The organism is Nocardia sp. GP40 (assembly GCF_050434125.1).
GTDB classification, from domain to species: Bacteria; Actinomycetota; Actinomycetes; order Mycobacteriales; family Mycobacteriaceae; genus Nocardia; species Nocardia albiluteola.
Genome location: NZ_JBNPVW010000008.1, coordinates 131045 through 154626 on the forward strand (window position 1 = coordinate 131045; position 23582 = coordinate 154626).

Here is a 23582-nt window from a genome sequence, read left to right on the forward strand (position 1 = left end):
TCACCGTGTCCTTTTGCGATGGGCTGCCGCGTGCGGGAACAGGGACTGCGCCGGTGCCGGGGAGCGCACCTCCCCAAACCTCCCTGGCCCTGGCGCAACCACGGTCCGATCCCGAAGCAAGGGTGGGAGTGTTATGGCGACCGAATATGCCGGTGGCCGTATCGGATCCGACGAGCTGCCGTCGGTGGTGGAACTGCTGCGGGCCTTCCGCGCACCCGTCGACGGGCGAGGCCCGGCCCACGGCCGACATCGTCCCGTGCTGGATGCCGCCCACGAATTGGTCGGCTGTCACGAGCGCCGGTATCTCGCGCTCGCGGCCGCGCACGCCCCCGGCGCGGGCAGCGATCAGCGGGCCCACTACAGCCAGCTGGTCGACGACATCGACGCCGAACGCGCGAAACAAGTTGCGGGCATAGACATCTGGGTGGCCGACAATATCGCGCACCGCTCCGGCGCCTCACTGCACACCGAAACCCTCGGCGCGGTGATCGACCGCATGGCGGCGAAATGGGTTGCGGCACAGGATGCCCTGGGCCTGCCGTGCACCGCCGGCAAGTCCGGCGGGCGTACCCGGGCCGGCATCGGCGGCCCGCACGGGGTGGACGCGCAGGCCCACCTGCACTGGGTCCAGCTCGCCGAACTGGCCGACGGCTACAAGGATCTGATCACCGACGTGACCGAACACCGGCGGCGGCTGCCGGTGTTCTAGCGCCCCGGGTCGACGATCTCGACGTTGGCATCGATGTACGGCTGGTCGGCGGACACCCGTGCACTGGGCGCGGGCTCGTCGATCAGCACGTCGGGCTCCTCGCGCCCGGCGTTGACGCCGTGCGCGGCCTCGCGGTCGCGCTGCGCGGCCGCGGCGGCCTCCCGCATTTCGATCGCGTCGGTGATCCAGTCACCGATCTCCCGGGTCACCTCCGAGACCGTGCCTGTGATGATCGAGGCGATGTTGCCGACGTGCCGCGCCCCCGAGGAGGTCAGCTCCTGGATCAGATCCTTGTTGCTCTCGAATTTCCCGATCATCAAACGCCCGCTTCACTCGGATCCGGCTGTGGCTTGTTTCTCATCACGATAACAGCTGGCTGCGGCGTCTTCCCTGCGAGCGCGGGCGGCAGCGCCAGGCGAAACAGCTTGAGCCAGACCGAACCGATCTGCTCGCTCAGCGGGCCGGTGTTGTAGGGCAACCCGTACTTCTCGCACAGGACGCGGACCTCCGGGGCCATTTCGGGATACCGGTTGGCGGGCAGGTCCGGGAACAGGTGGTGCTCGATCTGGTGCGAGAGGTTGCCGGACAGGATGTGGAACAGCTTGCCGCCGGTGATGTTGGCCGAGCCGAGCATCTGACGCACATACCATTCGCCCCGGGTCTCCTCGGCGGTCTCCTCCTCGGTGAACGTCTGTACGCCCGAGGGGAAGTGACCGCAGAAGATGATCGAGTACGCCCACACGTTGCGCACCAGGTTGGCGGTAGCGTTACCGGCCAGCGTGGAGACGAACAGCGGCCCGGACAGCAGCGGGAACACCACGTAGTCCTTGAGCACCTGCCTGCCCGCCTTGCGCCACTGCCCCTTCAGCAGCCGCTTGACCTCGGACCAGGACCGCTTGCCCCGCACGATGTTCTCGGCCTCGAGATCGTGCAGCATCACGCCCCATTCGAACAGCAGCATCAGCAGGGCGGCGTAGATCGGGTTGCCCAGGTAGTAGGGATTCCACCGCTGGCCCTCGTCGATGCGCAGGACGCCGTACCCGATGTCGCGGTCGCGGCCGTGGATATTGGTGTATGTGTGGTGCATGTAGTTGTGCGAATGCTTCCACTGATCGGCCGGGCAGACCGTATCCCATTCGAAGACACGGGAATTCAGGCCCGGCTCCCGCATCCAGTCCCACTGGCCGTGCATGACGTTGTGGCCGATCTCCATGTTGTCCAGGATCTTGGACAGGCTCAGCGCCGCCACCCCGGCCAGCCAGAACGGCGGCAGGAATCCCAGGTACATCAGCCCGCGCCCGGCGATCTCGAAACCACGCTGCGTCTTGATGATCGAGTAGATGTAGTCCCGGTCACGCTCGCCGAGGTCGGCGGTGATGCGGTCGCGCAGCTCGTCCAGCGCGCGGCCGATGTCCTCGACCTGCTGCGGACTGAGAACCAGCGGGCCGTCCTGGGTTTCGGTCAGTATGGTCGCAGCTCCGCTTCGCTCCGCTGCAACCTGTGGTGCTGTGTTCATAGTTCCCTCGCTTCGCTCGCTCACGGCTCTCCCCTTCAGATTTCGATATCCACGTCGCCCACGGCGGCGTTGATGCAGAGCTGAATCGGCTGATCGGGATCGCTGTCCAGCTCCCCGGTGCGCAGGTTGCGGGTGCAGCCGGAGCGCTTGATCGAGGTGCAGGAGAAGCAGATTCCCATCCGGCAGCCGTATTCCGGTGTGAGGCCGGCGGATTCAGCCTGTTCGAGCAGGGTGGCACCGGCGTTGGGCACGGTTGTCGCGCTGGCGGAGAAGGTGGTGGCGCCGGTGATCTCGCCCGGATCCACCGGCGCCGCGGCGAGCGTGAACTCCTCTCGGTGCAGCCGGTCGTCGAGCTGTTCAGCCTGGTAGACGGTGCGGACCGCCGTCATCAGCGGCGCCGGACCGCACACATAGGTCTGGGCGGTGGCGAACCACGGCGCGATGCGCTCGAGCTGGTCGTAGCCGAACCTCCCCGCCACTGGGTTCTTCGCGCAACTCCAGGGCGCGCCGTCCAGCAGTTCGGACCGGCCCAGCTCCGGATAGCACAGGGCGATCCGGAAGTTGTTGTGCCGCTCGGCAATTTCCGCCAGTTCCACGCGATGGGGCGCCGCCTCGGGCGACTGCGCGTAGTGCAGGAACACCACCGGCCCGCGATGATTCTCCGCGTCCAGGGTGCGCAGCATGGACAGCACCGGGGTGATCCCGCTGCCGCCGCTGATCAGCACGATCCCATCCGGGCGCCGCTGCGGCAGGGTGAACACGCCCGCCGCGGGAGCCAGATCCACCACCATGCCGGGCGCGGCGTGGCGGTGCAGATACCGCGAAACCAGGCCGTGCGGATGCGCCTTGACCGTCAGCCGCAGCCGCCGCGTGGCGCCCTGCGGATCGATCGGCGAATAGCACCGGGTGTGCTTGACGCCGTCGATCAGCACCCCGATCTGCACATACTGTCCCGCGAGGTGCCCTCGCCACTGCCGGGTCGGCCGCAGCGTCAGGGTGATCGAGCCGGGCGTGCGCCGATCCACCTCGACGATCTCCGCGCGCATGTCGCGCACGGTCAGCGTGGGGCGCACGAGTTCCAGATAGCGATCCAGGGTATGCGGTGTGGTCAGCGTCTGAACCAGATCGATCAGTCCTGCCATAACTCTTCTCCCACCACCCGGTGTAGCTCGTAGAATTTCAGTGCACATCTGTACACTAATCCAAGTGTGCGCCGACGCGGCACGGAATTTCAACCAGCAGGTCGTGTGACCGACGCGACACCGAGAGGAGCAGACGCATCGTGAACGGATGTATGCTCACCGAGATGACCGAGCGCAGCGAACAGACAGAGTCCCGGGGGGAGCGCAAGGAGCGCACCCGCCACGCGCTGCTGGAGGGCACCCTCGAGCTGGCCGCGGAGCGCGGATTCGCCGCGCTGAGCCTGCGGGAGGTCGCGCGCTCGGCGGGCATCGTGCCCACCGCGTTCTACCGTCACTTCGCCTCGCTGGACGAGCTCGGCACCACACTCGTCGACGAGGGCGTGCGCCAATTGCGTTTGGCCCTACGGGATCTGCGGCGCACCCCCGACGCCCGCCTCGCCGAGACGGTGCGCTTCGTCTTCGCACAGATCGCCGGGCGAGATGCGCTGTACGGCTTCCTGGTTCGTGAACGGTACGGCGGGTCGGCCGTCCTGCGCACCGCCATCTCGATCGAAATGCAGCTTCTCACCAGGGAATTGGTCGTCGACCTGTCCCGCCTGCGCGCGCTGGACAGCTGGTCGCCCGAGGATCTGGAGCTGGCCGCGGATCTCATCGTCTCGACGGTTGCGGGGCACATCGCCGACTACGTGGCCGCGCTGCCCCGCGACCGCCAGAACGTCGTGGAACGCACGGTGCGACAGGTGCGCCTGATCGCCCTGGGCATGGCCGCCTGGCGCTCGGCGCCATAGATACAGAAGAACGCCTCGCGAACCTCCCGGGATCGCGAGACGTCCTTCCCGTATCCGAGCTGGTGCTTCCGAGCACCGCTCCCGACGCTACCTCGAGTCCCCGGCTGTGAACAGCTGTCCCTATGCACCCAGTTGCATAGTACGGCGAGTATCAGTTAGCCTCGGCGCATGGCCCTCGAGCATGCGCTGCTGGTATCGCTGACCGAGCGCGCCGGTTCGGGCTACGAGCTGGCTCGCCGGTTCGACAAGTCGATCGGCTTCTTCTGGAGCGCCTCCCACCAGCAGATCTACCGTGTGCTCAAGCGCATGGAGCAGCAGGGCTGGGTGGCGAGCGAGGCCGTCGCCCAGGAGGGCCGGCCGGACAAGAAGGTCTACACCGTGAGCCCGGCCGGGCGAACCGAACTGGCCCGCTGGATCGCCGCGCCCGCCGAGGATGTCGGCCCGCTCCGCAGCGAGCTGGGCGTGAAGATTCGCGCCGCCGCGCACGGCGATCTCGCGGCGCTGCGCGCCGAGGTGACCCGTCATCGCGACGCCCACGCCCAGCGGCTCGAGCTGTTCCAGCTGATCGAGAAGAAGGACTTCCCCGACCCGCACGGCCTCACCGGCACCGCGCTGCACCAATATCTGGTGCTGCGCGGCGGTATTCGCATCGAGTCGGGATTCGCCGAGTGGTGCGATGAGGTACTCGCCGCGCTCGGCGGTGATACCGCTCCCCCTCTCCGCCCCGGACCGAAAGGTGACCCACGTGAGTGAGCCGAACCCTTATCCGCACCTGTTCGAACCGCTGGATCTGGGCTTCACCACCCTGCGCAACCGGGTGGTGATGGGATCCATGCATACCGGCCTCGAGGACCGGGCCTGGGATACGAACAAGCTGGCGGCCTATTTCGCCGAAAGGGCCCGCGGCGGTGTCGGACTCATCATCACCGGTGGCTACGCGCCGAATCGGGAGGGCTGGCTGCTGCCGCTGGGCGCCAAGCTCACCAACCGGACCGAGGCCTACCGGCACCGCGCGATCACCCGCGCGGTGCACGCCGAGGGCGGCAAGATCGCCATCCAGATCCTGCACGCCGGGCGCTATGCCTATGTGCCGTTCAGCGTGTCGGCCTCCTCGATCAAGGCGCCGATCAATCCGTTCCGGCCGCGCAAGCTGTCGGACAAGGGCGTCGAGCGCACCATCGAGGACTATGTCCGGTGCGCGGAGCTGGCCAAGCTCGCCGGGTACGACGGCGCCGAAATCATGGGCGGCGAGGGCTATCTGATCAACCAGTTCCTCGCCCCGCGCACCAACAAGCGCACGGACCGCTGGGGCGGTTCGGCGGAGAACCGGCGGCGATTCCCGCTCGAGATCGTGCGGCGCATCCGGGCCGCGGTGGGTCCGGACTTCATCATCGTATTCCGGCTGTCCATGGCCGAATTCGTGGAGCACGGCCAGACAGAGCACGAAATCCTGGCGCTGGCAACGGAATTGGAAGCCGCCGGGGTCAGCATCATCAACACCGACATCGGCTGGCACGAGGCGCGGGTGCCGACCATCGTCACCTCGGTGCCGCGCGCGGCCTTCGCCGAGTACACCGCGAAGGTCACCGCGCGCGTGAGCATTCCGGTCTGTGCCTCCAATCGGATCAACATGCCCGAGACGGCCGAGGAGATCCTGACCCGAGGCGACGCCGACCTGATCTCGATGGCGCGCCCGCTGCTGGCCGATCCGGAATGGGCGAACAAGGCCCGCGCGACCCGCGAGGACGAGATCAACACCTGCATCGCCTGCAACCAGGCCTGCCTGGACCACGCCTTCGTCCACAAGACGGTGTCCTGCCTGCTGAATCCGCGCGCGGGCCACGAGACCGAACTGCGGCTGCTGCCCACCCGGCGGATGCGGCGGATCGCGGTCGTCGGCGCGGGCCCTGCCGGGCTGTCGGCCGCGGTGAACCTGGCCGAGCGCGGGCACAAGGTCGATCTGTTCGAGGCCGACAACAAGATCGGCGGTCAGTTCGACATCGCCCGGCGCATCCCGGGCAAGGAGGAATTCAACGAGACCATCCGCTATTTCACGCGCAAGCTGGATGTCGCGGGCGTGCGGGTGTTCCTCGACCGGCGGGTCGGGGCGGCGGAGCTGATCGAGGGCCGGTACGATCACGTCGTGCTGGCCACCGGCGTGCGCCCGCGCATTCCGAACATTCCGGGCATCGACCACCCGAAGGTGCTTACCTACGCCGAGCTCGTGCGGGAGGAGAAGCCGGTCGGCAAGAAGGTCGCGGTGATCGGCGCGGGCGGAATCGGCTACGACGTCAGCGAATTCCTCACCGTCGAGGGGCATCCGTCGCTGAAGCTGGACGAGTGGAAACAGGAATGGGGAGTCACCAGTGACGATCCGGACGCCCTCGGTCAGCTCACCACCCCGCGTCCCTCCCCCGCCACCCGCGAAGTGGTTCTGCTGCAACGCAAATCGGGTTCCTTCGGCAAGAGCCTGGGCAAGACCACCGGCTGGGTGCACCGCGCCGCGGTCAAGGCCAAGGGCATCGAACAGATCGGCGGGGTGAACTACGAGCGCATCGACGACCGCGGCCTGCACATCAGCTTCGGCGAGCAGCGATCCCGGCCCACCGTCATCGATTGCGACAACGTCATTCTCTGTGCCGGACAGGAATCCGTGCGTGAGCTGGCCGAGCCGCTGACCGCGGCCGGCGTGAGCGTCCATCTGATCGGCGGCGCCGACGTCGCGGCCGAGCTGGATGCCAAGCGGGCGATCGACCAGGGCACCAGATTGGCCGCGGGGCTGTGAGCGGGCCGGGACAGAGCGAACCATCGGGCCGACACGCCTCACGCGGGACGGAGCCGAGTAGTCGTGAGCGGAGCGAACCGTCAGGCCAGCGCGCGGCGCGCACGACGGAGCCGAGCGCCAGCGAGGTGGAGTCGTGAGCGAAGCGAAGCGGAGCGAACCGTCAGGCCAGCGCGCGGCGCGCACGACGGAGCCGAGCGCCAGCGAGGTGGAGTCGTGAGCGCCGCCCTGACCCGCCTCGGCCTGCCGGGCGAGGAAAAATCCTGGGCGGCACTGGGTTTCGCGATCGCCGACGGGCGCTTCCGGATCGGCGAGATCGAGTGCACGGTGAATACGGCACCCAGCTGGGGCTTCGACGGCACTTCCGCCGATCCCGCCGCCCTGGACATTCCCGAGCTGCTGCCCCACGCCGCCGACCAGGGTGCCGGTGCCGCCGACGCCCCGCACCCCAACGCGGTGAGCTTCATCGATCACGTCGTGTACTGGGTGCCCGATCTCGACGACGCGATTACGGCACTCAATTCCGTCCTCGGCGCCGAACCACGGCGCCGTTTCCACCCCCGCGGCCCCGCGGGCCCGGAGATGGCCTTCTATCGCGCCGGCGCGGCGGTACTCGAGGTGGTCGGGTCGGGCAAACCCGCCAGCCTTCCCGGAATTGCTTTCGGCACAACCGATCTCGACGCCACGGTCGCCGCAGTGCACGCCGCGGGCGGCCCGGTCGGCGAACCCAAGGCCGCGGTGCAGGGCGGCCGGATCGCCAGCGTCTGGCACGGACACCTGAACTGGGGCATAGCCTTCTACGAACCCCGTCCCCGCTAGGCGGTGTCTCGGGGCGGCAGACCGCCGATACCGCTCACCGGCGACGTTCGGTGAGCTGCTCGCCGAGTTGGATGGCCCTGTCGCCCAAAGATCGTCGTCGCCGCCGAGCACCCTGCCCAGGCCCGTGACCGATGGCGGCGCCTGCTCGACCCGATGACCGAAACCACCCCCGGGCTGTGGGAATTCGCCGCAGGCCCTGGTGATCGGTGTCGCCGACCTCGCCCTTGCCGAGCAGATGTGGAGGGAGGCGGACCCGGTCGCGACGGGCGGGCTCGAGATCCGGTTCGCCGCGGCCTGATCGGCGCTGTCGGCGAAGCCGCCCTTGGACCGCGCACGGCCGGAGCGGATGCGGAGGTACGCACATGTCGCAGCCGAATCAGCCGGTGCAGGTGCTGTCGGCGGCGGGCAGGACGCCGTCGCGGTAGTAGGCGTTGATGGCGGACTCCACGCACCGATCCGGGTAGCGGCCCAGTATGCCGTGGATGGCGACGCCCTGCAGGGTGATCAGGCGGGAGGCTGTCATATCGCGGTGCAGGGCAACACCTTCGGAGTACGCGGTGCGGGTGTCGCCGGTGGCCTGCACGATCAGCGCGGGCACCGCGTTGTGCACCGCGGTCGGCGGCTCGATCGGCCTGGGCCAGAAGGCGCAGGTCGTGAGGTTGTTGGTGAAGGCGCCGAAGACCGGTGCGGTGGCCCGGCTCGCCTCGATATTGTGCCAGTACCAGAGCGGGTTCCGGGGCGCGGCGACGTCGCCGCACAGGACGAAGTCCTGGCCGTAACCGCCCGGCGCCGGGGCCGTGAGCATGTGCGACAGGGCCTGGCCGAGGTCCCCGGCGGGCCGCACGGGTTGTCCCGCCGCCGCGGCGGCGAGCTGCTGAATCTCCCCTGCCAGCACGTCGTAGTGGAGCGGATTGTCCAGGCCTCCGAACAGCACCACCGGCATCCAGTGGTCGTCCACCCGATAGGAACCGATCCGGATGGGATCCCGGGCGGACCGGTCGATCAGTCCGGTCACCGTTGCGCGTACCGCGGAAGCCGTGGCGCCCAGGTGATATCGGTCGTCACGCGCGGCGGTCCAGACGGTCCATGCCTCGAATGCCGCCTCGTTGGGCGCGGTCATGTCCTGGATCATGCCGATGCCGTACCGCCGCGGGTTGACCGCGCTGTCCAGCACGAGCCGATCGACGCGCTCGGGGAACAGCTGCGCGTACACCGCCCCCAGATAGGTGCCGTAGGAGACGCCGTAGTAGCTGATCCTGTTCTCCCCCAGCGCGGCCCGGATCACGTCCATATCGCGGGCGCTATTGCGCGTGGTGATGTACGGCAGTTTGCCGTGCTCGGCGGCAACGCATCGCGCCGCCAGGTCCGCATGTGTGGCAACGGATTCGCCGAAGCTCAACAGGCTCTCCCCCGCGGACTGCAGCCCGAAGCCGATCGGCCATCCGCAGTCCACCGGCGTCGATCGGCCGATGCCGCGCGGATCCATATCGATCAGGTCGTATCGGGCGCGCACGTCCGGGGCCAGCGCCGCACCGTATTCCAGGCCGAAGCCCAGGCCCGGGCCGCCGGGACCGCCCGGATTGGACAGCATGATCCCGCGCCGGTGCGCGGGATCGGTCGCAGGCAGGCGATCGATCGCCACCGTGATCGTCTGCCCCTGCGGCTCGGCGTAATTCAGCGGGACCGTAATGTCGGCGCACTGCGCAGCCGCCTTGGCAAGATCGGGTTCGGCGCATGGCTTCCACTGCGGCCGTTGCTGATAGAACCGCTCCAGCCCTGCGGGGGCGACGGCCGGCTCGGGGACCGCGGCCGCTACCCCGACGCCGGCGAGCATGGCCGCCGTCAGCGCGCAGACGAACGTCCCCCTACCTGGTTTTCTCATCGAATCTCGTTTCGCTCGGCTTGCTGGCTACTCATCGTGATCCCTCCGGGCATTGCGCGAGATCCCGCTGGAGTACTGGTCGGGATCCCGCTGGAGTACCGGTCAGGCCCCCGCGCATATCGCGGTGTCGAATGCCTTGGTAACCGTGTCGTAGCCCTGCTCATCCGAGGGAGTTCCATCGACCGTCACGGTCACCGCTCGGCCGTCGGCACGGACGCCGTCCATGGTCTCGAAGCCCGGAACGTCACCGCCGTGGCCCCATACCTGCGCACCGCAGGACACCGGCAGACGAGCCAGCCCGAGCCCATATCCTCCGGGCAGCCGATCGTTCGGCCGGGTTCGCTGCATCTGGGCCAATTGGGCCGCGGGCAGCAGCTTTCCGTTGAGCAGAGCGGTGAAGAATCGATTCAGATCGGCTCCGGTGGAGATCATGGCGCCCGCCGCACCCGCCCACGAGGTATCGAACTCGGTGACGTCGACCGGCTTACCGTCGACGGTGAAATATCCGCGCGGATGCGGATCACGGATTCCGGTATCACCGTCGCCCGGGAAGTAGGTTCCGTGCAGCCCCAGCGGCGCGATGATTCTCCGGTCGATCTCGGCCGCGGTCGACTGCCCCGTCACCCGCTCGATCACCATGCCCGCCACCAGATAGTTGGTGTTGGTGTACACCGATTTCGCGCCGGGCTCGAACTGCGGCGGCATGGTCAGGGCGTTGGCAAGCATCTCCCGGGGGGTGTGGTGCTGCCGCATGGTCGCCGGACTCAGTTGCACCTGAGCGGGATTCGGCGGCTGCGGGTTCGACGGATCCTCGGGTGTCAGATACTCCGGCAGGCCGCTGCTGTGCTGCAACAACTCTCGTATCGTAATGCGGGCGCCGTCGTTGCCGTTCCCCCGGATCACCCCCGGCAGATAGCGTTCCACCGGCGCGTCGAGATCGACCTTGTGCTCGGCAGCCAACTGCAGCAGCACCGTCGAGACGAAGGTCTTGGTATTGCTGCCGATCCGGACCTCCGATTGGACGGGGAACGGCGCGCGACTGCCGAGATCGCCCACACCCGAGCCGGCCGTCCAGTCCACTCCCGGCCCGGTGATCACCACCTGCGCCCCCGGCAGCCCGTGCGCGGTCACCGCATCCAGCGCCCGCACTATCTGTGCCCGTCCCGCATCCCCCGGATCGGCAGTCGGCCTCACGGCCCGGTCTCCGCCGCATGCGGCCACTGCCCACATCGCCACCCCCAGTATCGCCGCCGCACCCAGAGCACGCCGAAACCCACTCTCACCCAAGTCATTTCCCTCTCCAACCCGCCTATGACCAGAATGATCACCGGACCGTTTTCGAGCCTATGAGCCACACTCCACCGCCCCCAGGGGAGCAGCACCCGAATCCGGGGTACGGCCGACGCACGAGCGCGGGTGGTGCCAGCACCACCCGCACCGCCACGGTCCCGATGCCCGATTCGCGCGGGCGTGAGGGACGGCAGGTCCGGGAACACCCGGTAGGCTCCCGGTACGTGAGCGGAGCGAAGCGGAGTGAACCGATGAGCCAGCGTGCCATGCGCACGACCGCGCCGAGCGCCAGCGAGGCTCGGTCGTGAGCATTCCTGCCCCTACCTCAGATAATCGCGCCGTCGTCACCGGGGCCTCCTCGGGTATCGGGACCGCGCTGGCCGAGGAACTGGCCCGGCGCGGCTACTCGGTGATCCTGGTCGCGCGCCGCGGGGACCTGCTCGGCGAGCTGGCGCAGCGGCTGACCGAGCGGTACGGCGTCGCCGCCGAGGTGCGGGCGGTGGATCTGTCCGATCGCGAGCAGCGGGCCCCGCTGGCGGCCGAGCTCTCCTCCCGCGACATCGCGATCCTGTGCAACAACGCCGGGGTCGCCACGTTCGGGCCGGTCGCCGAGCTCGACCTGGACTTCGAACGGTCGGTGATGGAGCTCAACGCGGTCGCCGTGCACGATCTGACCCTGGCGGTGCTGCCCGGCATGATCTCGCGCGGTGGCGGCGGCATCCTGATCACCGGGTCGGCGGCGGGCAACATGCCCATCCCGAACAACGCCACATACGCGGCCACCAAGGCTTTCACCAACAGCTTCTCCGAATCGCTGCGCGGCGAGCTGACCGGCAGCGGCGTGCACGTGACGCTGCTGGCGCCCGGTCCGGTCCGGACCGACAACCCGGACCAGGAGGAGGTCGGCGCCAAGGTCCCCGACTTCATCTGGGTCACGGCCGCGTACACCGCGAAACTGTCGATCGACGCTCTCGTCCGCAACAAGATGCGGGTGGTTCCGGGCCTGATCAGCAAGGGTATGAGCGTCGCGGGCCAGTACTCGCCGCGGGCGCTGACCGCACCCATCGTGGGCGCCTTCTACAAGAAAATGGGAGGCTGATCACACCGGCGTCAGCACCGCGTCAAGATCGGGCGGTCCCGAGTCAAGGGCGCGTTACGACCGGATCGGGTGAAGTGAGATCGGCGTAGTCCTGTAAATGACCCCCGCAGTCTCAGGAGAAAGCGGGGAACACACAGGAGAAGCCGTGACGTTGCTCGAGATCTTCCCGTCGCTGCGGTCGGGAATGATGTCCCCGCGCCTGGACGCGACCGTCTGGCCGTGCGAGACGCACTACGACGACCTCAGCCGGATCACCGTGGGTGGGGTGGCCCTGGCCGACATCGCCGATCAATACGGCACCCCGACCTACGTGCTGGACGAGACCGAGGTGCGCCGCCGCTGCCAGTTGTACCGCAAGTACTTTCCGGATGCCGAAATCATCTATGCGGCAAAGGCTCTGCTGACCAAGTCGGTGGCATCCTGGGTCAGCCAGGAGGGCCTGTCGGTGGACGTGTGCTCGGCCGGCGAGCTCGCCGTGGCGCTGGCCGCGGGCGTGGATCCGGCGCGAATCGTGCTGCACGGCAGCGGAAAACCGTTCTCGGAGCTGGAGGCCGCGGTCAACGCAGGCGTGGGCCGGATCGTGATCGACTCGCTCACCGAGGTCACGCTGCTCGCGGCCGTGGCGCCCCGGCGCCAGCAGGTGCTGCTGCGGCTGTCCCCCGACATCGACGTGCACGGACACCCCGCGGTCCGGACCGGCGTGATCGACCAGAAGTTCGGGTTCCCGCTCGGCAGCGCGGCCGCGATCGAGGCGATCGATCGCGTGATCCGCCAGCCGATGCTCGAATTGGTCGGCTTCCACTGCCATCTCGGCTCACAGATCCACGACCCCGATTACTACGGCGAGGCGGTACGCCGCCTGATCGCCGAAATGGCCCGCGTGGAAAGGGAATACGGCATCACCCTGCCCCAACTCGACCTCGGCGGCGGGCACGCGGTGGCCTACCGCTGCGGCGATTCGGAAATGAACCTGGCCGAGCTCGCCGACATCGTCGAAGACGCCCTCGACGCCGCGTGCGCACTGAATCACTTTGCGCGCCCGCGAATTTCGCTCGAGCCGGGCCGGGCCATCGTCGCCCGTGCGGGCGTCACGCTGTACCGCGTGATGACGGTCAAACACATCGAGGGCGGGCGGACGTTCGTCATCGCCGACGGCGGCATGAACGACAATCCGCGCGTGGCGCTCTACGGCGCCCGCTACGAGGCGGTCGTGGCCAACCGGCACCCCACCGGACCGCACATGACCGCGACGGTAGCCGGACGGTACTGCGAGGCGGGCGATATCCTCGCCGCCGACGTCAGCCTGCCCGCCGACCTACGCCCGGGCGAGGTGCTGGCCATCCCGTGCACCGGCGCGTATCACCACAGCCTGGCCTCGTCGTACAACGGTGTCGGGCGCCCGCCGATCATCTCGGTCCGCGACGGGCGTTGCAGCGAACTGGTCCGGCGGGAGACCCCGGCCGACATGCTGGTCCGCGACCTGGGCTGATCGCTCCCTCATTTTCCAGGTCCGATCCCGCCGGTCGATCCGTATCCGTTCCAAGGCCCAGGAACGGATGCGGTTCCACCGGCGGGATTCGGCGTCTGCCGAGCACCCGGGAATCAGTGCAACCCGCGGCTTTTGATGACGCGGGTGAGGCGGCGAAGAAACGCGGCGAATTCCGCGCGCTCCTCGTCGTCGAATTCGGCCAGGCCATACCGCTGCGCGTCGCGGCGCTGGGTGCGTAGCTCGGCCATCTGCTCATGACCGAGCGGGGTCAGTTCGATCAGGACGCGCCGCTCATCCTGCGCCGCGCGAGTACGGGTGATCACGCCCCGGCCCTCGAGCTGTTTGAGCATGCGCGTCGCGGTCGGCATGCTCACGCCGGCGGCCGCGGCCAGCGCCCCGACCGGCTGCGCCTCGACCGCCTGGCCGGATTCGTCCAGCAGCGGTTCGAGCATCGCCTGCTGCGAGACCGATAGTCGATCCTGGGGGGCGGCGGCCGAGCGCACCTGACGCATGGCCAGGAACAGCGCGTCGACAGCGCGCGCCAGCTCCTCGATGCCGTCCTTGTCCGCGGTGACCACGAGTGCTAGCCTAGCATCACAATAGTTAGCAAGCTAAATACTTGCGCGACGATCCGCTCGAAGGAGTCAACCAATGATCGATTCCGCACGCATCGACGTTCACCAGCACGTATTGCCGCCGAGCTACGGCAAGTCCCTCGCCGACCAGAACCTCACGGCCGCGGGCTGGCCGCTGCCGTCCTGGTCAGCCGACAGCGCGGTGGAGGCGATGGACAAGCTGGGCATCGCCACCGGCATCCTGTCCGTCAGCGCGCCCGGCACGCACTTCGGCGACGACGCGAAATCACGCGAATTGTCCCGCGCCAACAACGAATTGACCGCCGAGGTGGTCAAGGACCGGCCGGCCCGCTTCGGCCTGTTCGCCAGCCTGCCGCTGCCGGATGTCGACGGCGCCGCCGCCGAGGCCGTCTACGCGCTGGACACCCTGCGCGCCGACGGCGTGGTGCTGATGGCCAACGCCCGCGGCCGATACCTCGGCGATCCGGCCTTCGAGCCGCTATGGGCCGAGCTCGACGCGCGCGGCGCGGTCGTCTTCGTCCACCCCAATGAGATGGCGTTGCCGATGCTGCCGGGCACACCCGGCCCCATCGTCGACTTCCCGTTCGACACCACCCGCACGGCCGTGGACATGGCCATGGCCGGGGTGCTGACGCGGTATCCGAATATGAAGGTCATCCTGTCGCACGCCGGCGGGGCCCTCCCCTACCTCGCGCACCGGGTCGCCGTCACCGCGGGCGTCGTAAGCTCCGGCGGCTCACCCGAGGGCATACTGACCGAGTTGCGCCGCTTCTACTTCGACACGGCGCTGTCGGGCAGCCCCACCGCGCTGCCCGCATTACAGGCGTTCGCCGATCCGAGCCACATCCTCTACGGCAGCGACTGGCCCTTCGCGCCCAGCCCGGCCGTCGGGTATTTCGACAACTACCTCGACACCCACGAGTGGCCCGAGGGACAGTTGCACGCCGTCAACCGCGGCAACGCGGAGATTCTGTTCCCGCGACTCGCTTCCTGACGGATCTCACGCTGCACGTGCACTTTCGGCCGCGGGCAACTACCGTATCAGAGGTCGAAAAGCGCACGGCTTCAACCGATCCCGGCGCTGCGGGACGTGCCGACCGGGCTCCGTGCCCACTGCGGACGAGAAAACTGTTGCGACTCAACGCTTTCGGGTACCGAAGAGGCTGCGGCTGATCTCCCTGCCCGCGACTGTCGCGGCGGAACGGATGAAGTTCTTGACCGCCGGGTTGTCCATGATGCGCTCGGCGGCGGACTTCTCGGCGGGCGCGGGGCGGGCGGTCGGGTCCGAATCCGAATCCGGTTGCGCCGCTTCCACTTTCGCGGTCAGGATCTCGTAGGCCGACTCGCGATCGATGGTCCGGCCGTACGTGGCGAACAGTGTGCTGGACTGGGCGCGGGATCGGATCGCGTCGTCGCCGATGGTGTCCATCAGCGAGCGCGGCGGGCGCAGTCGCGCCCAGGCGACCGGGGTGGGCGCGCCCTGCTCGGACAGCACCGTCACGACCGCCTCGCCGATCCCGAGCGAGATCAACGCCTTCTCCAGGTCGTAGGTCGCGGTCTTGGGATAGGTGCGCACCGTCTTGGACAGCGCCTTCTGATCGTCGGGGGTGAAGGCGCGCAGCGCATGCTGGATGCGCGCACCCAACTGCGAGAGAACGGGATTCGGGATGTCGGTGGGCAGCTGGGTGCAGAAGAACACGCCGACCCCCTTGGAGCGGATCAGCTTCACCGTCTGCTCGACCTGCTCCAGGAACGCCTTGGACGCGCCGTCGAACAGCAGGTGCGCCTCGTCGAAGATGAACACCAGCTTGGGTTTGTCCATGTCCCCGATCTCGGGCAGCGTCTGGAACAGGTCGGCCAGCACCCACATCAGGAAGGTGGAGAACAGGACCGGGCGGGCCGCCTGCGCGCCCAGCTCGAACAGCGTGATGACGCCGTATTCGCCCACCCCGCCGGCTCCGCAAGCTCCGCCGGCTTGCCATCCCCGTTGGCCGCCCGCGGTGCGGAGCAGATCCGCCGGATCCAGTTCCGGCTCACCGAAGAACGTGTCGCCACCCTCGGCCTCGAGGTTGACCAGCGCCCGCAGGATCACCCCGGCCGTCGCCGCCGAAACACCGCCGATGCCCTGCAGATCCACCTTGCCCTCGGGGCTGGTCAGGTGCTGAATCACCGCGCGCAGATCCTTCAGATCCAGCAACGCCAGCCCCTGCTTGTCGGCCCAGTGGAAGATCAGTCCGAGCGTGGACTCCTGAGTCTCGTTGAGCCCCAGCACCTTACTGAGCAGCACCGGCCCGAACGAGGTGATGGTGGCCCGGATCGGCACGCCGATGCCCTCGGTGCCGAGGGAGACGAACTCGGTGGGGAACCCGCTGGGCCTCCAGTCGGTGTCACCGGTTTCCGTGGCGCGCGCGACGATCTTGTCGCTGGCTGCGCCCGGCTGCGCCAGCCCGGACAGATCGCCCTTCACATCGGCCAGCACCACCGGAACCCCTGCGGCCGAGAGTTGTTCGGCGATTCCCTGCAGGGTCTTGGTCTTACCGGTACCCGTGGCGCCCGCGATGAGCCCGTGCCGGTTCATCGTCTTCATCGGAATCCGCACGCGCGCAGCGGAGTCCACCGTGCCGTCGATCAGCACCGCGCCGAGTTCCAGGGCCGCGCCCTCGAAGGCGTATCCGGCGGCAATCTCCCGGGCAGCTGAATCCGGTGCCACCTGCGCCTGTGCCGCCTCCCGCTCGGCGGCTTCGGCCACGGCCGCCGCCTCCGCCGCGACGCGCGCCGCCTCCTGGGCCGCCTCGCGCGCGGCCGCCGCCTTCTCCGCCGGTGTCGTCATCGCCGCTCCTCCGTCTGCCGCTCTGCTAACTGGGCGCCAACGTTGCATTTACCTGAAGTCACGCGCTCGATCTGTGGAAACCATATCGCCGACGACCTGACAGCGAGCCGATGCCACTCAGCAGCAATTGTGTCGCGACCATCACTCGTGGCAAGAACACCGCCGCCTATCGGAGGTCGCACCCGACAGCGATCGCGCCGAGCGCGGCGAATCCAGCGGGCAGCGGACAAAACAATTGCTCAGCGCACTACTGTGACCCAGGTGTCCGACAAACTTGTGGTGTGGATGGATTGCGAGATGACCGGCCTGCGGCTGGACAGCGACAGGCTGATCGAGGTGGCCGCCCTCGTCACCGACAGCGATCTCAACATCCTCGGTGAGGGCGTGGACATCGTCATCCACGCCGACGACGACGCGCTGGCCGCGATGCCACCGGTCGTGCGGGAGATGCACGCACGCTCGGGTCTGACCGAGGAGGTGCGCCGCTCCACAGTCACCATGGCCGAAGCGGAACAACAGGTCATGGACTACATCATCAAGTACGTGCCCACCGCGGGCACGGTCCCGCTGGCCGGCAACTCCATCGCCACCGACCGCGGCTTCCTCGCCCGCGACATGCCCGCCCTGGACGCCCACCTGCACTACCGCATGATCGACGTCAGCTCGATCAAGGAACTGTGCCGCCGCTGGTACCCCCGCATCTACTTCGGCCAGCCCGAGAAGGGCCTGACCCACCGCGCCCTGGCCGATATCAAGGAATCCATCCGCGAACTGGAGTACTACCGCCGCACCGCGTTCGTCCCCGCTCCCGGCCCGTCCACCGCGGAAATCGCGGCCGTGGCCGCCCAGCTCGGCCCCGCCGACGACGGTAAAACCCCAGCCCAGGGCACCGATTAGGTCCCCGGCCGCCCGACACGCTAATATCTACCGCGCCGGTTATTCCGGCAAATGGTGGCTGTAGTTCAGCTGGTAGAGCACCAGGTTGTGATCCTGGGTGTCGCGGGTTCGAGTCCCGTCAGCCACCCCAATAGTGAGTGCGCGGACCAACGGTTCGCGCACTCGCTGTTTCTGCAGGTAGAAGCGGTACAATGCCACGCCGAACGAACCACATGCCCTGATCTCACGCTCCTGGGTATGCGATCGGACGACTATCTAACCTGCAATCAGAAGAGTACACACCATGCGATCGGTAGACTACAGCCATGGTCGACTACCGCCGACGTATCGTCGACGCAGCCCTTGACGAACTGCAACCCCACCTCCGCGCACTGGCAATATTCGGCCCCAAAGGAGTTGGGAAGACCGCGACCGCCATGCAACGCGCCGAATCGATCATCGATCTGAGCCTACCCACGCAACGCGAACTCGTCATGGCGGACCCAGCCGTCCTGACCCGTGCCCCCGGGCCGGTCCTCGTCGACGAATGGCAGCGGCTTCCTGAAGTCTGGGATCACGTCCGCAATGCTGTCGATGCCGGCTCCCCACCCGGCCATTTCATCATCGCCGGTAGCTCGGCACCCCGGGGGGCCGTCGTCCACTCCGGCGTAGGACGGATCGTCCCGATGCGGATGCGGCCGCTGAGCGTTGCCGAACGCGGTATCGAAACACCGGCGGTAGGACTCTCGAACCTGCTCGACGGCCTGACAGAAATCACCGGCACCACCGCGGTCCGGCTGCCTGCCTACGTCGAGGAGATCACCTCCTCCGGATTCCCCGCGATCCGTACGCTGCCCGCGCGGGTTCGGCGAGCAGAACTCGACGCCTATCTCACCAATGTCGTCCAACGTGAATTCCCAGAGCAGGGCTACCCCGTCCGCAAACCGGAGGTTCTGCGAGCATGGCTTGCTGCCTATGCCGCCGCTACATCGACCACAACGGCCTACTCGAAGATCCTCGATGCCGCGACCGCCGGACTATCCAGCAAACCTGCCAAGGAAACCACACTCACCTACCGCGACGCCTTGTCATCACTGTGGCTGCTCGACCCGATCCCCGCCTGGATCCCGAACCGAAACCATCTGGAACGACTAGGACAATCCCCCAAACACCAACTGGCCGATCCGGCATTGGCAGCCCGCCTCCTCGGGTTGGACGCAGCGGCGCTCCTTCGCGCCGAGCAGGGCAGCACAAGACTCACGGAGGGCACAATCCTCGGTAGTCTGTTCGAACATCTGGCAGCACTCAGCATCCACACCTACGCCGAAGCCGCCGAAGCACGCCTCGGCCACTTGCGCACGCGCAACGGTGACCATGAGGTCGACCTGATAGTGCAGCGCACCGACGGACGTGTACTCGCCATCGAAGTCAAACTCGCCGACCGGGTTTCCGATGCCGACGTCAAACACCTGCGATGGCTCGGCGATCGCATCGGGGACGACCTCATCGACTCGATCGTCATCTACGCCGGGGAGCATGCATTCCGCCGTCGGGATGGCGTCGCAGTGATCCCCCTTGCGCTGCTCGGGCCGTGACCACAGCGCCCCAAGGTGCATCGAGGGCACCATCGCCGCAGAAAAGAATTGGGATTCCTGAGCTTCGGGCTGGCCGCGCTACCCGTTGCCGTCGACGGCGTGATGCCGCGCCGCTGGCCGAGCGCGGCGTCTTCACCGATGAAGTCACCGCCGACGGCCGCAAGGTCCGGTTGCTACGGGTATAGCGTGCCGGTTCCGGGCTTGCTCGCCGCACGGGCCTCAGCCCACCGCTGAAACGACTGCGGCGTCACTGATTTCGAGCAGGCGGCGCACCCTCGGAGGTGGGGGCCTGGGCGGCGTCCGTGCCCCAGCTGGCCAGGAGGCACAGGGCCTCGGCCGACGGCGAGCCCGGTTCGGCGTGGTAGAGGCACAGATACTGCTCCGTGTCGTCCGGCAGGTACAGCGTCTCGTATGCCAGCGTCAGCTCGCCGACCAGAGGGTGCCGCATCCGCTTGACGCCATGCCCCTTCTCCTTCACGTCGTGCGTGGCCCACAGCCGCCGGAATTCCTCGCTCTTGACCGACAACTCCCCCACCAGCGCCGACAGATCCGGATCGTCCGGGTGCTGGCCCGCATACATCCGGAGGTAGCTGACCATGTCGGACGCCTTGGAATCCCAGTCGAGGAACAGCCGCTGGTAGTCGGGAGAAAGAAATGTCAGCCGCGCCCAGTTGCGTTCAGCGGGTGGCAACTGCCCCCAGTCACCGAAGAGCGCCGCCGCCATGCGGTTCCACGCGAGAATCTCCGACCGCGCCCCGGCCACATACGCGGGCATCCCGTCCATCGACTCCAGCAGTTGCTGCAGCGTGGCCCGCACCTGCTGCCGCTTGGGCGTCCGATACTTGCGCCGCTGCTGCTTCGGCTTGGCGAGATGAGTGAGGTGCGCGTGCTCGGCGTCGGTCAGCCGCAGAGCGCGCGCGATCGAGTCGAGCACCTCCGCCGACACATTGCGCCCGTTGCCCTGCTCGAGCCGTGTGTAGTAAGCCACCGAGACCCCCGCCAGCTGCGCCAGTTCCTCGCGCCGCAGACCCGGCACCCGCCGGTGCCGCCCATGCCAGGGAATCCCCACATCGGCCGGGTCGAGCCGGGCCCGGCGCGTCCGCAGGAACTCGCTGAGCTCGGCACGCTGGTCCAGGCCGTCGGAACGGCCGGCCCGAGCGTCGTCCGGGACGGGGTTGTCGCTCATGTTCTCCAGTATTCCCGGTCGTACGACCACGAGCCTGATCCTGTCGGTAGTAGGACCACTGGACGTACGCAAAGCGGTGGGCTGGGCAAGTGCCGGTTCGTCGCGGACGCTGGACACCATGACCACCACTGTTGCCGCATATGCCGCGCCCAGCGCCAAGGCTCCACTGGAGCGCACCACCATCGAGCGCCGCACGGTCGGCGAGCACGACGTCCTGATCGACATCAAGTTCGCGGGGATCTGCCACTCCGACATCCACCAGGCCCGTGCGGGCTGGGGCGAGGCCATCTTCCCGATGGTCCCGGGGCACGAAATCGCCGGCATCGTCGAGGCCGTCGGTTCGGCCGTGACCAAGTTCAAGGTCGGCGACCGCGTCGGCGTCGGCTGCATGGTCGACTCCTGCCGCGTGTGCGAGGCGTGCCGCAACGGCCAGGAGCAGCACTGCGTGCGGGGAAACGTACCGACATACAACGGCGTCGGCAAGGACGGCGAGCCCACCTACGGCGGCTACTCGCAGAAGATCGTCGTTGCCGACGCCTTCACCGTCCGCATCCCCGAGGGCCTGCCCCTCGACGTGGCCGCACCGCTCCTGTGCGCAGGCATCACCACGTATTCCCCGCTCAAGCACTGGGGCGCCGGCCCCGGCAAACAGGTCGCCGTGATCGGCCTGGGTGGCCTGGGCCACATGGCCGTCAAGATCGCCCACGCTCTCGGCGCGGAGGTCACCGTCCTTTCTCAGTCACTGCGTAAGAAGGACGACGGCCTGAAGCTGGGCGCCGACCGCTACTACGCCACCAGCGATCCGGAAACGTTCGAGGAGCTGGCCGGTTCCTTCGACGTCATCCTCTCCACGGTGTCCGCGCCGCTGAACTTCGGCGCATACCTGAGCCTGTTGAAGACCGGCGGCGCGCTGGTGAATGTGGGCGCCCCCGAGGAGCCCATCTCACTGAACCTGTTCTCGCTGCTCGGGGGTTCCAAGATCCTCGCCGGCTCCGCGATCGGCGGCATCGCCGAGACCCAGGAGATGCTCGACTTCTGCGCCGAGCACGGCCTGGGCGCGGAGATCGAACTGATCGAGGCGAGCCGGATCAACGAGGCATACGAACGCGTCGAAGACTCGGACGTTCGCTACCGCTTCGTCATCGACACGGCCACCATCTGACCGACACCCCGTGGTCCGGGGGCCGCGGCGGACCATTCTCATCCGTGCGGCTCACTCATCGGACCACCGCGCTCAGCGCACAACGGTCCCGACCGACCGGATCACGATCACCGGGACATCAGCCCCCCTGCGAGGCCCAGGCCAGAGACGAATCTCTCGCCTGGGCCTTCTGCTTATTTGACGTTTTTTCCGCACCACGGACGACATTGCACGGTCCGTCCACCGAACCGAACCCACCTGGGGACCCCGGGACGGCTCATCCGCGACTCGGCCGGACAGCTCTCCCCCAGGTGGGCAATTCAGAGTTCGCGCGCAGCCGCCGCCTGCCGCCTTCCCGACGTCCCCCGCGCCGTCAAGCAGGGCTGGATGACCCTGAACACCTCGATGAGCTTCGGCAGGCGGCCGCGGAGTCCGGCGATGTGCTGCTCATCGGGCTGGATGACATCTATCGCCAGATCTGATGCCTCCGGATGGAGCACGGCCGATCGTTCAGGCTCCGATGCCAGGACGATCGCCCGGGCCGAGGATTCAATCCCGTTGCGCGTATCGCGCGGCACCCGACCAGTCGAGCATCACGCACGCCTCGTCACCGAGGGTCCAGGCGTCGTGGCCGGGCGGGCAGAACAGGAAGTCGCCCGGGCCGATATCGCCTTCGGTGCCGTCGTCCATGCGGAGCCGCATGCGGCCCGAGAGGCAGTAACTGGCGTGCATGGCCTGGCAGCTGTCGGTTCCCGCGATCGGCTTGACGTGCTCGGACCAGCGCCAGCCGGGTTCGAACACGGCACGGCCGACCGGACCGTCTGGTGTCTCGACGAGATCCACATGGCCCATGCCCGCCTCGAAGGGTCGGGACTCGTCGGGATTGTCGAGACTTCGCACGATCAGACTCCTGCCCTGCCCGTCGGACATGTCGTCCTCGCGCAGCAGATCGAGATTGCGGAAGGTGGCCGGGCCGTCGCACAGAACGGCCAGTTCCTCGGCAAAGCGGGTGGTTTCGGGAAGGCCGGAATTCTGCATCGCCTCGGTGTACGAGGGGAATTCGACCACCTCCATGTACGTGTTCTCGCGGTCGCGATCCTTGGCCTCCAGGCCGCGCAGAGCCGTGCGTTTGCCCGCCGTCGCAGCGAGCCAGGCGTCGAGCTTCTCGTTGAACTCGTCGAGGTGCGTGGTCGTGAACTCGATCGTCTGAACGAACTTTGTCATTACCGGGGCTCCCTTGAAATAGGCACCCCGCTCAGGACACTACTCGCGAACAGCTGCTCGAGCGAAGTCCGGGCAGGCCGGTTCGGCCCGACGATCAGCCGGCCCGGACGAGCGAGCGGTCGGCGGGGCGCAGTGCCCAGGATGCGACGACCAGTGCACAAATGCCCGCGGTGACCGTCAGGTGCATGCCGGCGGATCCGTAGTCGTGTTCGACCAGGTGCGAGATGAACGCACCGCTCATGTTGAAAAACATTCCGGCATAAGCCCATTCCTTCAACCGCGCGAACCCCGGCACGAGGATCGCGGCGCTGCCGAGCACCTTCCAAGTCGCGATGAGCGAGATGAAGTATGTGGGGTAGCCGAGGATCGTGTGGGTTTCCAGAGTTCCGTACTGATGGGTGTATTCGCCGTAGGCGCCGCTGATCATCATGAACGCCAGGCTCACGGTGCACGCCCAGTAGGCGATCGTGCGCACCCGCCCGGAAGCGGAGGTGCGGGGCAGGCCGGCGGCGCGTTCGGTGAGAGTGGTCATGGGACTTTCCTTTCGGTCGGGATGCCGTGATCCGGCGTCAACTCCTCGACCGCGGCCGGACCGAGAGTGTGACAACGCACCCACCG

At 67.8% G+C, this 23582-nt stretch carries 22 protein-coding genes and 1 tRNA gene; 12 read left to right on the forward strand and 11 right to left on the reverse strand.

Annotated elements, in window-relative coordinates; genetic code table 11:
* Nucleotides 1-133 precede the first annotated feature (133 nt).
* Nucleotides 134-709, forward strand: a complete 576-nt coding sequence (locus tag ABH933_RS24525) for a DUF4254 domain-containing protein (RefSeq protein ID WP_429421184.1) — start codon at nucleotides 134-136, stop codon at nucleotides 707-709.
* Here the strand turns inward: ABH933_RS24525 and ABH933_RS24530 are convergent.
* From ABH933_RS24530 to ABH933_RS24540, 3 genes are read right to left on the reverse strand one after another with little or no spacing between them, the layout of a single operon-like run.
* Nucleotides 706-1026 carry a hypothetical protein gene (locus tag ABH933_RS24530; protein WP_215917528.1) on the reverse strand — a complete coding sequence of 107 codons (321 nt, stop codon included), beginning with the start codon at nucleotides 1024-1026 and terminating at the stop codon, nucleotides 706-708. The genes ABH933_RS24525 and ABH933_RS24530 overlap by 4 nt on opposite strands.
* Entirely contained in the window at nucleotides 1026-2225 is a 1200-nt protein-coding gene (locus tag ABH933_RS24535) for a fatty acid desaturase family protein (RefSeq protein ID WP_429421182.1), read from the reverse strand. The genes ABH933_RS24530 and ABH933_RS24535 overlap by 1 nt, the downstream gene beginning before the upstream one ends.
* A 35-nt stretch (nucleotides 2226-2260) precedes the next feature.
* The gene (locus ABH933_RS24540; protein WP_429421180.1) at nucleotides 2261-3367 is read right to left on the reverse strand and encodes a ferredoxin reductase; all 1107 of its coding nucleotides are present in this window, start codon (nucleotides 3365-3367) and stop codon (nucleotides 2261-2263) included.
* A 164-nt stretch (nucleotides 3368-3531) separates the two neighbouring features.
* Here ABH933_RS24540 and ABH933_RS24545 point away from each other — a divergent pair, with 164 nt between their 5' ends.
* The 4 genes from ABH933_RS24545 (at nucleotide 3532) to ABH933_RS24560 (ending at nucleotide 7756) form a co-directional block, all read left to right on the forward strand.
* Nucleotides 3532-4155 carry a TetR family transcriptional regulator gene (locus ABH933_RS24545; RefSeq protein WP_429421178.1) on the forward strand — a complete coding sequence of 208 codons (624 nt, stop codon included), beginning with the start codon at nucleotides 3532-3534 and terminating at the stop codon, nucleotides 4153-4155.
* A gap of 168 nt (nucleotides 4156-4323) precedes the next feature.
* The gene (locus tag ABH933_RS24550) at nucleotides 4324-4908 is read left to right on the forward strand and encodes a PadR family transcriptional regulator (RefSeq protein ID WP_429421176.1); all 585 of its coding nucleotides are present in this window, start codon (nucleotides 4324-4326) and stop codon (nucleotides 4906-4908) included.
* Nucleotides 4901-6940: an FAD-dependent oxidoreductase gene (locus ABH933_RS24555; protein ID WP_429421174.1), complete on the forward strand. Its 2040-nt coding sequence runs from the start codon at nucleotides 4901-4903 to the stop codon at nucleotides 6938-6940. Before ABH933_RS24550 ends, ABH933_RS24555 begins: the two co-directional genes overlap by 8 nt.
* Before the next feature lie 213 nt (nucleotides 6941-7153).
* Nucleotides 7154-7756, forward strand: a complete 603-nt coding sequence (locus tag ABH933_RS24560; RefSeq protein ID WP_429421172.1) for a VOC family protein — start codon at nucleotides 7154-7156, stop codon at nucleotides 7754-7756.
* Nucleotides 7757-8132: 376 nt separating this feature from the next.
* Here the strand turns inward: ABH933_RS24560 and ABH933_RS24565 are convergent, their stop codons facing one another.
* Complete coding sequence (locus ABH933_RS24565; protein WP_429421170.1) at nucleotides 8133-9638, reverse strand: alpha/beta hydrolase; 1506 nt, start codon at nucleotides 9636-9638, stop codon at nucleotides 8133-8135.
* 102 nt (nucleotides 9639-9740) lie between these two features.
* Nucleotides 9741-10832 carry a serine hydrolase domain-containing protein gene (locus ABH933_RS24570; RefSeq protein WP_429421168.1) on the reverse strand — a complete coding sequence of 364 codons (1092 nt, stop codon included), beginning with the start codon at nucleotides 10830-10832 and terminating at the stop codon, nucleotides 9741-9743.
* A 400-nt stretch (nucleotides 10833-11232) separates the two neighbouring features.
* On the opposite strand from ABH933_RS24570, the gene cmrA reads away from it, so the two are divergent.
* Nucleotides 11233-12027, forward strand: a complete 795-nt coding sequence (cmrA, locus tag ABH933_RS24575) for a mycolate reductase (RefSeq protein WP_429421166.1) — start codon at nucleotides 11233-11235, stop codon at nucleotides 12025-12027.
* Nucleotides 12028-12172: 145 nt separating this feature from the next.
* Nucleotides 12173-13516, forward strand: a complete 1344-nt coding sequence (gene lysA, locus ABH933_RS24580) for a diaminopimelate decarboxylase (protein WP_429421164.1) — start codon at nucleotides 12173-12175, stop codon at nucleotides 13514-13516.
* Nucleotides 13517-13629: 113 nt separating this feature from the next.
* On the opposite strand, the gene ABH933_RS24585 is transcribed toward lysA, so the two are convergent.
* Nucleotides 13630-14094, reverse strand: coding sequence for a MarR family winged helix-turn-helix transcriptional regulator (locus tag ABH933_RS24585; protein WP_429421162.1), 465 nt, complete (start codon nucleotides 14092-14094; stop codon nucleotides 13630-13632).
* 73 nt (nucleotides 14095-14167) lie between these two features.
* Here ABH933_RS24585 and ABH933_RS24590 point away from each other — a divergent pair, with 73 nt between their 5' ends.
* Nucleotides 14168-15106 (forward strand): amidohydrolase family protein, encoded by a 939-nt coding sequence (locus tag ABH933_RS24590; protein WP_429421160.1) that lies wholly within the window; start codon nucleotides 14168-14170, stop codon nucleotides 15104-15106.
* Nucleotides 15107-15250: 144 nt separating this feature from the next.
* Here ABH933_RS24590 and ABH933_RS24595 read toward each other — a convergent pair whose 3' ends face one another.
* Nucleotides 15251-16942, reverse strand: coding sequence for a helicase HerA-like domain-containing protein (locus tag ABH933_RS24595; protein WP_429421158.1), 1692 nt, complete (start codon nucleotides 16940-16942; stop codon nucleotides 15251-15253).
* A 261-nt stretch (nucleotides 16943-17203) separates the two neighbouring features.
* Between ABH933_RS24595 and orn the strand changes: the two genes are divergently transcribed.
* The 3 genes from orn to ABH933_RS24610 all read left to right on the forward strand — a co-directional run bounded on the left by orn (nucleotide 17204) and on the right by ABH933_RS24610 (nucleotide 19413).
* Nucleotides 17204-17839, forward strand: a complete 636-nt coding sequence (orn, locus tag ABH933_RS24600) for an oligoribonuclease (RefSeq protein WP_429421156.1) — start codon at nucleotides 17204-17206, stop codon at nucleotides 17837-17839.
* A gap of 54 nt (nucleotides 17840-17893) precedes the next feature.
* A tRNA-His gene (locus ABH933_RS24605) sits at nucleotides 17894-17969 on the forward strand.
* Nucleotides 17970-18144: 175 nt separating this feature from the next.
* Nucleotides 18145-19413 carry an ATP-binding protein gene (locus tag ABH933_RS24610; RefSeq protein ID WP_429421154.1) on the forward strand — a complete coding sequence of 423 codons (1269 nt, stop codon included), beginning with the start codon at nucleotides 18145-18147 and terminating at the stop codon, nucleotides 19411-19413.
* Between the two features lie 247 nt (nucleotides 19414-19660).
* Here ABH933_RS24610 and ABH933_RS24615 read toward each other — a convergent pair whose 3' ends face one another.
* Nucleotides 19661-20599 carry a helix-turn-helix domain-containing protein gene (locus tag ABH933_RS24615; protein ID WP_429421152.1) on the reverse strand — a complete coding sequence of 313 codons (939 nt, stop codon included), beginning with the start codon at nucleotides 20597-20599 and terminating at the stop codon, nucleotides 19661-19663.
* A 118-nt stretch (nucleotides 20600-20717) separates the two neighbouring features.
* On the opposite strand from ABH933_RS24615, the gene ABH933_RS24620 reads away from it, so the two are divergent.
* On the forward strand, nucleotides 20718-21761 hold the full coding sequence (locus tag ABH933_RS24620) for an NAD(P)-dependent alcohol dehydrogenase (protein ID WP_429421151.1): 1044 nt from the start codon (nucleotides 20718-20720) through the stop codon (nucleotides 21759-21761).
* Nucleotides 21762-22060: 299 nt separating this feature from the next.
* On the opposite strand, the gene ABH933_RS24625 is transcribed toward ABH933_RS24620, so the two are convergent.
* The 3 genes from ABH933_RS24625 to ABH933_RS24635 all read right to left on the reverse strand — a co-directional run bounded on the left by ABH933_RS24625 (nucleotide 22061) and on the right by ABH933_RS24635 (nucleotide 23496).
* Nucleotides 22061-22318, reverse strand: coding sequence for a hypothetical protein (locus ABH933_RS24625; RefSeq protein WP_429421149.1), 258 nt, complete (start codon nucleotides 22316-22318; stop codon nucleotides 22061-22063).
* Nucleotides 22290-22964, reverse strand: coding sequence for a cupin domain-containing protein (locus tag ABH933_RS24630; RefSeq protein WP_429421147.1), 675 nt, complete (start codon nucleotides 22962-22964; stop codon nucleotides 22290-22292). Before ABH933_RS24630 ends, ABH933_RS24625 begins: the two co-directional genes overlap by 29 nt.
* Before the next feature lie 94 nt (nucleotides 22965-23058).
* Complete coding sequence (locus ABH933_RS24635; protein ID WP_429421145.1) at nucleotides 23059-23496, reverse strand: DoxX family protein; 438 nt, start codon at nucleotides 23494-23496, stop codon at nucleotides 23059-23061.
* Nucleotides 23497-23582: the final 86 nt, after the last annotated feature.

What these genes read in the sequence shown, in the direction of transcription:
- ABH933_RS24635 (WP_429421145.1), bottom strand. Translation starts at nt 23,496, where the DNA reads ATGACCACTCTCACCGAACGCGCCGCCGGCCTGCCCCGCACCTCCGCT.
- ABH933_RS24545 (WP_429421178.1), top strand. Translation starts at nt 3,532, where the DNA reads ATGACCGAGCGCAGCGAACAGACAGAGTCCCGGGGGGAGCGCAAGGAG.
- ABH933_RS24615 (WP_429421152.1), bottom strand. Translation starts at nt 20,599, where the DNA reads ATGAGCGACAACCCCGTCCCGGACGACGCTCGGGCCGGCCGTTCCGAC.
- ABH933_RS24550 (WP_429421176.1), top strand. Translation starts at nt 4,324, where the DNA reads ATGGCCCTCGAGCATGCGCTGCTGGTATCGCTGACCGAGCGCGCCGGT.
- ABH933_RS24540 (WP_429421180.1), bottom strand. Translation starts at nt 3,367, where the DNA reads ATGGCAGGACTGATCGATCTGGTTCAGACGCTGACCACACCGCATACC.
- ABH933_RS24590 (WP_429421160.1), top strand. Translation starts at nt 14,168, where the DNA reads ATGATCGATTCCGCACGCATCGACGTTCACCAGCACGTATTGCCGCCG.
- ABH933_RS24565 (WP_429421170.1), bottom strand. Translation starts at nt 9,638, where the DNA reads ATGAGAAAACCAGGTAGGGGGACGTTCGTCTGCGCGCTGACGGCGGCC.
- ABH933_RS24530 (WP_215917528.1), bottom strand. Translation starts at nt 1,026, where the DNA reads ATGATCGGGAAATTCGAGAGCAACAAGGATCTGATCCAGGAGCTGACC.
- ABH933_RS24630 (WP_429421147.1), bottom strand. Translation starts at nt 22,964, where the DNA reads ATGACAAAGTTCGTTCAGACGATCGAGTTCACGACCACGCACCTCGAC.
- ABH933_RS24535 (WP_429421182.1), bottom strand. Translation starts at nt 2,225, where the DNA reads ATGAACACAGCACCACAGGTTGCAGCGGAGCGAAGCGGAGCTGCGACC.
- ABH933_RS24610 (WP_429421154.1), top strand. Translation starts at nt 18,145, where the DNA reads ATGGTCGACTACCGCCGACGTATCGTCGACGCAGCCCTTGACGAACTG.
- ABH933_RS24620 (WP_429421151.1), top strand. Translation starts at nt 20,718, where the DNA reads ATGACCACCACTGTTGCCGCATATGCCGCGCCCAGCGCCAAGGCTCCA.
- ABH933_RS24595 (WP_429421158.1), bottom strand. Translation starts at nt 16,942, where the DNA reads ATGACGACACCGGCGGAGAAGGCGGCGGCCGCGCGCGAGGCGGCCCAG.
- ABH933_RS24525 (WP_429421184.1), top strand. Translation starts at nt 134, where the DNA reads ATGGCGACCGAATATGCCGGTGGCCGTATCGGATCCGACGAGCTGCCG.